This is a genomic window from Agrococcus sp. ARC_14 (assembly GCF_022436485.1).
Taxonomy (GTDB): Bacteria; Actinomycetota; Actinomycetes; order Actinomycetales; family Microbacteriaceae; genus Agrococcus.
The window spans coordinates 1,413,535-1,424,947 of sequence record NZ_JAKUDO010000001.1 but is presented as its reverse complement, the minus strand read 5'-3'; the positions used below and the strand labels follow the sequence as shown (position 1 = coordinate 1,424,947).

Sequence of the window (11,413 nt, the reverse complement as noted above, 5' to 3'; positions counted from 1 at the left end):
GTACGAATGCCACCACTGCGGCACCACCAGTTTCCGAACAGTGTTTTCTTCAGGTTTCCACAGGAAGCGCGATCAGCGCAGGTCGCCGCGGAAGGTGAAGGTCGGCTGCCCGGGCACGACGTCGACGCCGACGAGCACATCGGCGAGCTCGGCGTCGCCCGCCTCGAAGAGGTACACGCCCGCTGCCGACTCCCCCGGCGCGATGCTGCCGCCGAACGGGCTGCCGCCGGGCTGCATGAGCGAGTTGCCGGGCCTGCGCGCGTCGCCGAAGTACGCGTTCACGACGATGAGGCCCGCATTCAGGGGCTCGCTCGTGGCATTGCTGACCTCGATCGTGAGCCGCACGGCGGGGCCGGCGATCTCACCGGGCGCGATCGCCTGGCCGTCGACCTGCTCGATCTGCGCGAGCTCGACGCGCACGGTCTCACCGTCGGAGACCTCCTGCTCGGCGACCTCCGTCGGTGCGACGGGCTCCGCCTCCGGGGCGATGGGTGCATCGGATGCCGGTGGTGCTGCAGTGGTCGCGGCCGGCGGCGGGGTGGCTGCCGGTGTCGCCGGTGGGGCCGAGGTCGCTGAGGGGTCGGCGCTGGGATCGACGGAGGGCGCCGCGGAGGCGCTGTCGGTCGGTGCAGTCGGCGTCGCGCCGCCCCCGGCTGCGACAGCCGCCCAGACGATCCCGACGACGATCAGCAGTGCGGCAGCAGCGATGATGATCCATCGACGCTGTGCGGAGGTCCGCTCGACCATGGCAGCCTCCCTCGACCGTGTCGGAAGTCTACGTCTGCAGCTCCGTGCGCCGACTCAGGGCTTCCTCAGCGATCCGGCTGCCATCGCGCAGGCCTCGCCACAGCGCTCGCAGCGGCCTGATCGGTCGCAGCAGCTGCCGCCTGCCGCCGCGCATCACGATCCGCCAGGCCGCCGGCAGCGAGCGCCGCTGCCAGCGACGGATCCCGTCCGCGTCCAGATGCCCGGCCGCGAAGCGCATCCGGTTGCGGATGTTCCAGTAGTAGTACAGCTCCGACTTCGCCTCCTCGCGCTGGCTCGTCTCCTTGTGGGTGCCGCCCTCGTCGTGGAGCGCAACCGCCCCATGGACCACCAGCAGCTCGCCGCCGCGCTCGACCACGCGGCGGGAGAAGTCGACGTCCTCCCAGTAGAGGAAGTAGTCGTGGTCGAAGCCGCCGCTGAGCTCCCACACCTCGCGGGTGATCCAGAGGCAGGCGCCAGACAGCCAGGGCACCGGCCGCCCGTCCGGGTGCTCCGGACGGCGCTTCGGATGCCGGATCTCACCGTCGACGAGGTCGATGTCGAGCCCCGAGAACCACACGCGCCCCGAGGGGCTGCGCACGACCGGCGAGCGCAGCGTGCGCGCATCCCCCGCCGCCGCGAGCGCCTCGACTCCCTGCCGGTCGATGCTCGCGTCCGGGTTGAGCACCAGCATCGCCGCCGCGCCATGCTCGAGCGCGTGGGCGACGCCCGCATTCACCCCGCCACCGAACCCGGTGTTGTCATCGAGCGCGACGAGATCCCACCCCATCCGCTTGGTGAGCGCCGTGACGGCGGCCCGTTCCTGAGCGGTGCTGAAGTTGTCGACCACGACGACGCGTGCCTCCGGCACCGCCGCCGCGGTCATCGCCAGGTGCTGCGCGAGCAGCGCGCTCGAACCGTAGCTCACCACGACGATCGCCAGCCCTCGCACGCGGCCCCCTTGTTCGTCGTCGCTCGGTCCTGGGTAGTGTAAGCCGCGACCTGGAGGTCGGATGCGGGTGCTCTTCGATGGCTACTGGTGGGCAGACGGCCCGGCGGCGAACCGCACCGTGCAGCGCGAGATCCTGTTGGCCTGGCGACGCGCGTTCCCCGAGGACCAGGTGGCGGTCGCGCTGCGCAGGGGCGCAGATGCCGACGGCCTCCCCGCGGGCGTCGGCGTGCGGCGCACCGCGCTGTGGCCGCAGGGCGTCTCGAACGCGCTCGAGCTCGGCGGCAGCGGCGCCGATCTGGTCATCGCGCACAACTTCGCGCCGCTCACCGGCACGAGCGCTGTCTTCGTCCACGACGCGATGTTCGTCGACCACCCCGAGTGGTTCAGCCGCGCGGAGCGCGTCTACTTCTCCGCCATGCTGCCGAGCGCCCGCCGCGCGCGCCTCGTGGCGACCTCCTCGGCCACCGAGGCGGCGCGCATCGAGCGTGTCGCGCCGCACCTCGCGCCGGTCGCCGCCATCGGCCTGGGCCCCACCCCCGCGATCGTCGACGAAGAGCCCGTGCGCCCGCAGATCGCGGCAGACCTCACGTCCTTCGCCCTCACGGTCGGCAGGCTCAACGTGCGCAAGAACCTCGCTGCCACCATCGCCGCAGCGGGAGCGAGCGAGCGCGTCACGGCGGACTCGCCGCTGATCGTGGTGGGCTCCGGCGCGCACTCCGGCGTCGCAGGTGATCTCGACGCCGCGCTCGCCACGCTGCCCGACCCGCATGCCGTGCGCATCGCCGGCAGGCTCACCGATGCCGAGATCGCCTGGCTCTACCGGCACGCGAGCCTCGCCATCAGCCTCTCCCTCGACGAGGGCTTCGGCCTCACGCCGCTCGAGGCGCTCGCCCTCGGCGCTCCCCTGCTCGTCAGCGACATCGCGGTGCATCGCGAGACCATGGGCGCTGCTGCGCGGTTCGTGGCACCGGATGCGGTGGCTCACGCGCTCGGCGCCGCCGTCGATGCGGCATGGGGAGCCGAGCCGTCGCCGGATGCTCGGCAGGCGGCGCTGGATCGCTGGAGCTGGCAGCAGGTCGTGCAACGACTGCGGAAATCTTGCGCCAACGCAGGGATACGCGAACCATAACGGTGTGATTGAATCCTCCTCAACCGGGGAGGCGTCACACTATGACCGGCATCAGCGAAGTCATGGCTCAGCTGCGCACAGCGCAGAAGTCGTCGAGGGGCGCGCCCGCATACTCGCGGTTCGTCAACCGTCCCCTTGGCCGCCCCCTCGCCGCCACCGCTGCGACGCTCGGCATGACGCCGACGCAGGTGACGCTCGTGAGCGGGGCATGCACCTTCGCCGGGATCGCGGCGATCGCGCTGCTGCCGATCGCCTGGTGGTCCTCGGTCCTCATCGCGGTGCTGCTGGTGCTCGGGTACGCCCTCGACTCGGCGGACGGGCAACTCGCGCGGCTCACCGGCTCCTTCTCGCACTCGGGTGAGTGGCTCGACCACATGTTCGACGCCGCGAAGGCGGTCACTATCCACCTCGCGGTGCTGGCGGCCTGGCTGCGCTACCCGGTGCTCGATCCGCGGCTGCTGATCGTGCCTGCCGCGTTCGCGGCGATCGCCAGCACCTTCTTCTTCGGCATCATCGCCGTCGATCTGCTGCGACGCATCCACCGGCTCGAGCACCCCGACGCGCCGGTCGCAGAGCGACGGGGCGGCACCTCGGTGCTGTACTCCCTCCTGGTCGTCCCCAACGACTACGGGCTGCTCTGCATCCTGTTCCTGCTGCTGTGGCTGCCCGCCGCCTTCGTGCCGCTGTACACCGCGCTCGCAGCAGTCAACGCACTGCTGCTGGTGGTCGCCGCCGCGCGCTGGCACCGCTCGCTGCGTGCACTCGAGACGCCGTCATGACGCAGCTGCGGGTCATGCAGTCGTTCCGCGCTCCGCGCCCCACGACCAACCCCTACATCACGATGCTCGACCGCGCTCTGGGCGACTCCGGTGAGGTGCTGCACCTGCGATTCGACTGGCGGCGGGCGCTCGTGGGCGACTACGACGTCTTCCACTGGCACTGGCCCGAAGGCAAGCTCCACGGCTCGACCTGGTGGCGGACCGCGGGCAAGACCGCGCTCACCGCCGCCCTGTGGCTGCGGCTGCGCCTCTCGCACCGCATCGCGGTCGTGCGCACGGTGCACAACGTCGAGCTGCCCGACGACGGCCGACTCCGCCGCGCCCTGCTGGCCAGGATCGAGCGCGACGCCGATCTGCTGATCGCGCTCAACTCCGAGACGCAGCTCGACGGGCGACCGCACGCGCGCATCCCCCACGGCCACTACCGCGACTGGTACGCCGGGCAGCCACGCGCCCAGCGGGTGCGCGGACGCATCAGTGCCTTCGGTGGCGTGCGGCGCTACAAGAACGTCGGTGTGCTCGTCGACGCCTACGCCGATGCCAGCAGCCACCGCGCCGACCTCAGCCTCGAGATCGGCGGACGCCCCTCGACCCCGGAGCTCGCCGAGACGCTGCAGCAGCGCGCCGAGTCGCTGCCGAACGTCGACATGCGGCTGCGATTCCTCCCCGACGACGAGCTTGTGCGGCTCGCGACGCAGTCGGAGCTCGTCGTGCTCGCCTACCGCTTCATGCACAACTCGGGCAGCGTGCTGGCCGCCCTCTCGCTCGACCGACCGGTGCTCGTGCCGCGGAACCCCGTCAACGAGGCGCTCGCGCTCGAGGTCGGCGACGCCTGGGTGCACATGTACGACGGCGAGCTGCGCGGCGACCAGCTGCTCGCGGCGCTTGCCGGAGTCGAGGCGATCCCGGCGGGCGCTCAGCCCGATCTGACGCTCCGCGAGTGGGCGCGCACCGCCGCCGACCACGCCGACGCGTACCGGCGCGCGGTCGAGATCAAGCGAGCCCAGGCATGAGCGCGCTCGCCGAGGCCGCGTTCCGCGCGAAGCTCGCCGTCGCTGGGCGCTCGAGCGTCGCGGCCCTCGAGGCCTTCCGCGAGGCGGATGCGCTCCCCCCCAAGCGCATCGAGGAGCTCTCGCTGCGTCGCGCCGCCGACCATGCACGCTTCGCGATGGAGCACAGCCCCTTCTACCGGGACTACTACCGCGATCACGGCTTCCGCCCCAGCGATCTCGCCGACCCCGACGCCTTCACCGTGCTCCCGCTGGTCGACAAGGCGATGCTGCGCGAGCACGGCAAGAGCATCCGCACCGACGAGGCCACTGACCGCACCGCTGCCACCTCGAAGACGGGTGGCAGCACCGGGCTGCCGCTCCACATCCAGCGCGACCTGCGATTCCCGGCCCGCGCGCTCGAATGGCGGCTGTTCTCGTGGTGGGGTGTGCGCCCCTGGGACGACCGGGGCATCCTCACCCGCCACATGCACCAGGGCGGCGCGCGCATCCGTCATGGCCTCTCCTGGTGGCCGTCCCGGCACATCCAGCTGGATGCCTTCCACATCGACGACGACGCAGCGCGGGCGTTCGCGGCGCAGTGGCAGCGGGTGCGCCCACGGTTCCTGCTGGGCTACGGCGGCGGCGTGCTCGACCTCGCGCGCAGGCTCGACCGGCTCGGCACCACGCTCGAGCCGCCGCACGCGATCGCGGTCACGGCGGCACCGCTCGCCCCTGGCACCCGCGCCGAGATCGAGGCGGCGTTCGGCGCGCCGGTGCACGACCACTACCGCTCGGCGGAGGTGCCGTGGCTGGCCGGCGAGTGCGCCGAGCACGACGGGCTGCACGTCTTCGCCGACGTGCGGCGCGTGGAGATCCTGGGCGAGGACGATCGCCCGCTGCCGGACGGCACCGAGGGCTCGGTGGTCGCGAGCGACCTGACGAATCGCGTCTTCCCCGTCATCCGCTATCGCATCGGCGACATCAGCCGCCGACTGCGCGGCACATGCGCGTGCGGCCGCGGCCTGCCGCGCCTCGGCGCGATCGCGGGACGGGCGTCGGATGCGGTGCGGCTGCCTGACGGGACGACGATCGCGGGTGCGCTGGGGCACATCTTCGACGACGCGCCGCTCTCGGTGCGGCAGTTCGAGATCGTGCAGGCGGCCGATGGTGGGGTGACGCTGCGCTGCATCCCGAACCCCGCCGATGCGACGGCCGCCGAGGCAGGCATCGCAGGCGCCGAGCGACGGCTGCGGCAGGCGCTGCGCGGGCTCGTGCCGATCGCCGTCGAGCGCGTCGCCGAGATCCCGCAGGTGGGCGGCAAGATGCGCTTCATCCGCAGCGAGTACCGGGAGGCCGCATGAGCTCCCGCATCGCCGTCGGCATCCCGACCTATCGGCGCCCAGAGCGGCTCGCCGAGCTGCTCGCGGCGATGCCCGCGCGCATCGCCGAGGTGACCGGTGACGTCGAGGTGGTCGTGCTCGTGGTCGACAACGACGCATCCGGCACCGCACGCGATGTCGCGAGCACCGCCGCCGTGCCCGTGCGCTACGCCGTCGAGCCGACCCCTGGCATCGCCGCGGTGCGCAACCGGCTGCTCGACGCAGCCGCCGACTGCGACGCGATCGCCTTCATCGACGACGACGAGGTGCCGCTGGCGGGCTGGCTCGCAGAGCTGGTCGCCACCTGGCGGCGCACCGGCGCCGCAGCGGTGATGGGGCGGGTGATCTCGGTGTTCGACGAGGACGCCGATCCCTGGGTGCTCGCGACCGGCGTCTTCCGGCGCCGCAGCCGTCCCACCGGTCTCGAGCTGCAGGCCGCGGCGTGCGGCAACCTGCTCGTCGACCTGGCGCAGGCGCGCTCGGCGGGCGTTGGCTTCGATCCGACGCTCGGCCTCGCGGGCGGCGAGGACACGCTGTTCTCGAAGCAGCTGATCGCGGCGGGCGGTCGCATCGTCTGGTGCGACGAGTCGCAGGCGGAGGACGCCGTGCCGGCCGACCGCGTGACCCGCGCCTGGGCGATGCGCCGCGCATTCAATGGCGGCAACACGGCCGTGCACGTCGAGCTGCGGCTGGCGCAGCGGCCGCACGCCCAGCTGCTGATCCGCGCGCGTCGCCTCACCGGCGGCTGCGCGCGTGCGGTCGCGGGCTGGCTCCGTCACCTGGTCGGCCGCGTCACCGGCGACCTCACCGCCGACGCACGAGGCATGCGCACCGCCTACCGGGGCCTCGGCATGGTGGCCGCCGCCGGCGGCCACCTGCATCGGGAGTACGCACGCGAACCACAGGGAGCGATCGCATGACGACGCAGGCCGGTGCGGTTCGCACGCAATTCCGCGGCCTCCAGGCGCTGCGGTTCGTCGCGGCGAGCAGCGTCGTCCTCCACCACTCATTGCTGTACGCGCACGAGCGGCTCGACTCGAGCGTGCCGGTCTGGGGCATCGGCGCCGTCGAGCTGTTCTTCGCGATCAGCGGCTTCGTGGCGGTGGTCGCGACCCGAGGCTTCCGCGCGCGCAGCGATGGCTGGAAGTACTACATCGTGCGCCGCGGCATCCGCATCCTGCCGATGTACTGGGTCGCAACCACCGTCAAGCTCGCAGTGCTCATCGTCGCGCCCGCCGCCGTGCTGCACGCGACGCTCGACTGGGGCATGGTCGCGAGGTCGTATGTGCTGCTGCCGTCGGTCAACATCGACGGCGATATCGCTCCGCTCCTGGGCGTCGCGTGGACGCTGCTGTTCGAGACCTTCTTCGCGGTCGTCTTCATGCTCGCACTTGTCATCGGCTGGCGACCCGTGCTCGTGACCGGCATCATCCTGTCGCTGTGCGCCCTTGGCGGACTGCTGCGGCCGGCCGAGTTCGATCCCATGCTGATCTACTTCGACCCGCGGCTGATCTACTACATCCTCGGCCTGGTCGTCGGCGTCTACGCGGCCAAGCGCTCCGCCTGGCTCTTCGTCGCCGGTATGGTCTGGGTCTACGCCCTGCACTTCATCCTGCAGCCGACGCGTCTCGACAGCCTCATCCGCATCACGGTGATCGCGGCCCTGCTGATCTTCGTGATGCTGGCCGAGAAGCAGCTCGAGCGCCTGCCGCAGCTCTTCGTCACGCTCGGCAACGGCGCTTACTCGCTCTATCTCTTCCACCCGCTCATCGCCCCGGCGGTGCCGGCAGCGTTCGCTGTCATCGGGCTGCAGGTCGGATGGCTCGCCGTGGTGGGCTCCGTCGCCGTCGCGATCCTCGCGAGCGTGCTGCTCTATCGCTTCGCCGAGGATCCGGTCACGCGATGGCTGCAGCGCGTGCTCCCCTACGGCGGCAGGCCGCCCCGACCAGCATCCGCACAGCATCCGCCGTCGGCGGTCGAAGAAGGAGCCCATCGATGACGACACGCATCGGCTACGCCGCAGGAGGCTTCGACCTCTTCCACGTCGGGCACCTCAACGTGCTGCGGCACGCGCGCGAGCATTGCGACGAGCTCGTCGCCGGTGTGGTCAGCGACGAGATGCTGCGCGAGGTCAAGGGCGTCGAGCCCGTGATCCCGACGCTCGAGCGGGTCGAGATCGTGCGCTCCATCCGCTGGGTCGACCGTGTGCACGTCGAGACGGTGCCCGACAAGCTCGACACCTGGCGCGAGGTGGGGTTCACCCACTTCTTCAAGGGCGACGACTGGCGCGGCACCGAGAAGGGGGCGCGGCTCGAGCGCGAGTTCGCAGAGGTCGGCGTCGAGATCGTCTACTTCCCCTACACGGCGCACACCTCGAGCACCGCGCTGCGACGGGCACTCGCTCGTCTCGACGAGATGTCGGATGCGGCGGCACGGCCCGCGCGCGCCGTCGCCGTCGGCCGTTAGTCCCGCGACGCCAGGAAGCTGTAGACCTCGGTCTCGTCGACGCCCGGGAAGGCGCCGGGCGGGAGCGCGGCGAGCAGGTGCGAGTGCGCCCTGGCGCTCGGCCACGCCTTCCCCGACCACTCCTCGGCGAGCTCCACGGGAGGCTGGCGGCAGCACGACGGGTCGGGGCAGCGCGACACGGAGCGCTCCTTCGTCGCCCGGCCGCGGAACCACTTCGCCTCCGAGAATGGCACGCCGATCGAGAGCGAGTACTCGCCGCTCTGGCTGCGCTCTGTCATCGCCGTGCACCAGAAGGTGCCCGCGGGGGTCTCGGTGTACTGCTCGAAGGGGTTGACCTTGTCGGCGACATCGAACACCTCGCGGCTCGTCCAGTGCTTGCACACCGGCTGCCCCTCGATCGCGCCCGTGTGGTCGGCGGGGAAGGTCACGCCGTCGTTCTCGTACGCCTTGTAGATGATCCCCGACTCGTGCACCTTCTGGAAGTGCAGGCGGATGCCCAGGTGCACCGTCGCGAGGTTCGTCAGCCGGTGCGCCGCCGTCTCGTAGGACACCGCGAACGCATCCCGCAGATCCTCGACCGCCAGCTGCCGCTCCTGCTTCGCCGCGAGCAGGAACTCGCTCGCCGTGCGCTCGGGCATCAGCAGCGCTGCCGCGAAGTAGTTCGTCTCGATGCGCTGGCGCAGGAAGCCGCCGTAGTCCGCCGGCACCGAGTGCCCGAGCACGTGGTGCCCGAGCGCCTGCAGCAGCACGGAGCGGGGGTCGTGCCCCGTATGGCTCGAGCGCGAGAGGTAGATGCGCTTGCGCTTGTAGTCCATCACTGAGCGCGTCGAGTGCGGCAGGTCGCCCACATGGTGCACCGAGAAGCCGAGCCGCTCGGTGATCGCGGCGATGAGGTGCTGCGAGAGCGGCCCGGCCTGGTAGCCGACCTTCGCGAGCATCGCCGCGGCCTCCGCCTCGATCTCCGGGAAGTGGTTGTCGCGGGCGCGCATCTCGCCACGCAGTTGCGTGTTCGACCTCCGCGCCTCCTCCGGCGTCGCCACGCGCTCCTCCGCGACCCGATCGAGCTCGTCGACGAGCGCGAGCATCGTCGTCAGCACGTCGTCTGGCGTGCGCGGCCCGACGCGCATCGTCGGCAGCCGCTTCTGCTGCCAGGTCGAGGACTGCATCGCGCGCTCGAGCCGCAGCTCCATCGCCGCGCGAGCAGAGGGCGGCGCCGTGCCGGTGAGCTGCTCGAGCGTCACGCCGTAGAGCGCCGTGAGTTGCTGCAGCTGCGAGAACCGCGCCTCGCGCTTGCCGTTCTCGAAGCCCGAGAGCTGCGAGGGCGCGAGCCCGACGGCGTCGCGGACGGCGTCGAGCGTCAGCCCGGCCTGCTTGCGCGCGTGGCGCAGCGACTTGCCGAGCTGCAGCGCATCGACCTGCTGCGGCTCGGGCGCCGAGCGGTCTGGCCGGTTCCAGGTGCCGGATGCGGTGCCGGATGCGGTGCGTGCGGTGGTCATGCGAGCACCATACGACAGAACTGCGCACCGTGGCAGAAATGAAGAACTTCATCAACGCATCCACCACCATCTGTGCAGATCTGCACCCAGAGTTGTGCTCACGACCACCGACGGGGTGATCAGGACCCCGACGAACGAGGAGGACACCATGACGGAGCAGCACGACAGCCAGCTGGCCACCGAAGCCGCAGAGCTCGAGCTCGAGTGGGCGGCCGACGCCCGCTGGACCGGCGTCAAGCGCGACTACTCCGCCGCCGACGTCGTGCGGCTCCGCGGCTCCGTCGTCGAGGAGCACACCCTCGCCCGTCGGGGTGCAGAGCGTCTCTTCGAGCGCCTCCACACCGACGAGACGCCCGTGCGTGCCCTCGGCGCCCTCACCGGCAACCAGGCGGTGCAGCAGGTGCGCGCCGGCCTCGAGGCCATCTACCTCTCGGGCTGGCAGGTCGCGGCCGACGCGAACCTCTCGGGTCAGACCTACCCCGACCAGTCGCTCTACCCCGCCAACTCGGTGCCGGCCGTCGTGCGGCGCATCAACAACGCGCTGCAGCGCGCCGACCAGATCGAGCGCAGCGAGGGCACCCCGACGGTGGCCGACTGGTTCGCGCCGATCGTCGCCGACGCCGAGGCCGGCTTCGGCGGCCCACTCAACGCCTTCGAGCTCATGCGCAGCATGATCGTCGCGGGCGCGGCGGGCGTGCACTGGGAGGACCAGCTCGCGAGCGAGAAGAAGTGCGGCCACCTGGGCGGCAAGGTGCTCATCCCGACGCAGCAGCACGCACGCACCCTGAACGCTGCGCGCCTGGCGTCCGACGTCGAGAACGTGCCGAGCGTCATCATCGCCCGCACCGACGCCGAGGCGGCCACGCTGCTCACGAGCGACGTCGACGAGCGCGACCAGCCGTTCCTCACCGGCGGCCGCACGAGCGAGGGCTTCTACGAGGTGCGCAACGGCATCGAGCCCTGCATCGCCCGCGGCCGCGCCTACGCCGAATACGCCGACCTGCTCTGGATGGAGACCGGCAAGCCCGACCTCGAGGTCGCCCGCGCCTTCGCCGAGGGCATCAAGAGCGAGTTCCCCGACCAGCTGCTGGCCTACAACTGCTCGCCCTCGTTCAACTGGAAGAAGCACCTCGACGACGACCAGATCGCCGCCTTCCAGCGCGAGCTCGGCGCCATGGGCTACCGCTTCCAGTTCATCACGCTGGCCGGCTTCCACGCGCTGAACCACTCGATGTTCGACCTCGCGAAGGGCTACGCCGAGCAGCACATGTCGGCCTACGTCGACCTGCAGGAGCGCGAGTTCGCCGCAGAGGCGCAGGGCTACACCGCCACCAAGCACCAGCGCGAGGTGGGAACGGGCTGGTTCGACCAGGTCGCGACCGCCCTCAACCCGAGCTCGGGGACGCTGGCTCTGGCCGGCTCCACCGAGTCCGAGCAGTTCCATTGAGCAGCACCACAGACAGCAGAAGGAGGAAG

11 protein-coding genes are annotated in these 11,413 nt (G+C 71.3%); 8 read left to right on the top strand and 3 right to left on the bottom strand.

Translation table 11 applies throughout. The features are described 5' to 3' along the window. Positions 1 to 72: 72 nt before the first annotated feature. Positions 73 to 747 carry a hypothetical protein gene (locus tag MKD51_RS07110; RefSeq protein ID WP_240239637.1) on the bottom strand — a complete coding sequence of 225 codons (675 nt, stop codon included), beginning with the start codon at positions 745 to 747 and terminating at the stop codon, positions 73 to 75. A 28-nt stretch (positions 748 to 775) separates the two neighbouring features. Further along, on the bottom strand, positions 776 to 1,696 hold the full coding sequence (locus tag MKD51_RS07105) for a glycosyltransferase family 2 protein (protein WP_240239636.1): 921 nt from the start codon (positions 1,694 to 1,696) through the stop codon (positions 776 to 778). Positions 1,697 to 1,757: 61 nt separating this feature from the next. Here MKD51_RS07105 and MKD51_RS07100 point away from each other — a divergent pair, with 61 nt between their 5' ends. From MKD51_RS07100 to MKD51_RS07070, 7 genes are read left to right on the top strand one after another with little or no spacing between them, the layout of a single operon-like run. Next, a complete protein-coding gene (locus MKD51_RS07100; protein WP_240239635.1) occupies positions 1,758 to 2,825 on the top strand; it encodes a glycosyltransferase in 1,068 nt (355 codons plus the stop codon). A gap of 41 nt (positions 2,826 to 2,866) precedes the next feature. Continuing rightward, positions 2,867 to 3,604, top strand: a complete 738-nt coding sequence (locus tag MKD51_RS07095) for a CDP-alcohol phosphatidyltransferase family protein (RefSeq protein ID WP_240239634.1) — start codon at positions 2,867 to 2,869, stop codon at positions 3,602 to 3,604. Beyond that, a complete protein-coding gene (locus tag MKD51_RS07090; RefSeq protein WP_240239633.1) occupies positions 3,601 to 4,617 on the top strand; it encodes a glycosyl transferase in 1,017 nt (338 codons plus the stop codon). Before MKD51_RS07095 ends, MKD51_RS07090 begins: the two co-directional genes overlap by 4 nt. Further along, positions 4,614 to 5,957, top strand: coding sequence for a hypothetical protein (locus MKD51_RS07085; protein WP_240239632.1), 1,344 nt, complete (start codon positions 4,614 to 4,616; stop codon positions 5,955 to 5,957). Before MKD51_RS07090 ends, MKD51_RS07085 begins: the two co-directional genes overlap by 4 nt. Then, positions 5,954 to 6,895 carry a glycosyltransferase gene (locus MKD51_RS07080; RefSeq protein ID WP_240239631.1) on the top strand — a complete coding sequence of 314 codons (942 nt, stop codon included), beginning with the start codon at positions 5,954 to 5,956 and terminating at the stop codon, positions 6,893 to 6,895. Before MKD51_RS07085 ends, MKD51_RS07080 begins: the two co-directional genes overlap by 4 nt. After that, positions 6,892 to 7,974 carry an acyltransferase gene (locus MKD51_RS07075; protein WP_240239630.1) on the top strand — a complete coding sequence of 361 codons (1,083 nt, stop codon included), beginning with the start codon at positions 6,892 to 6,894 and terminating at the stop codon, positions 7,972 to 7,974. The genes MKD51_RS07080 and MKD51_RS07075 overlap by 4 nt, the downstream gene beginning before the upstream one ends. Beyond that, positions 7,971 to 8,441: an adenylyltransferase/cytidyltransferase family protein gene (locus MKD51_RS07070; protein ID WP_240239629.1), complete on the top strand. Its 471-nt coding sequence runs from the start codon at positions 7,971 to 7,973 to the stop codon at positions 8,439 to 8,441. Before MKD51_RS07075 ends, MKD51_RS07070 begins: the two co-directional genes overlap by 4 nt. Here MKD51_RS07070 and MKD51_RS07065 read toward each other — a convergent pair. Next, positions 8,438 to 9,937, bottom strand: coding sequence for a helix-turn-helix transcriptional regulator (locus tag MKD51_RS07065; protein WP_240239628.1), 1,500 nt, complete (start codon positions 9,935 to 9,937; stop codon positions 8,438 to 8,440). The genes MKD51_RS07070 and MKD51_RS07065 overlap by 4 nt on opposite strands. A gap of 148 nt (positions 9,938 to 10,085) precedes the next feature. On the opposite strand from MKD51_RS07065, the gene aceA reads away from it, so the two are divergent. Further along, positions 10,086 to 11,384: an isocitrate lyase gene (aceA, locus tag MKD51_RS07060; protein WP_240239627.1), complete on the top strand. Its 1,299-nt coding sequence runs from the start codon at positions 10,086 to 10,088 to the stop codon at positions 11,382 to 11,384. The last annotated feature ends 29 nt before the right edge of the window (positions 11,385 to 11,413 follow it).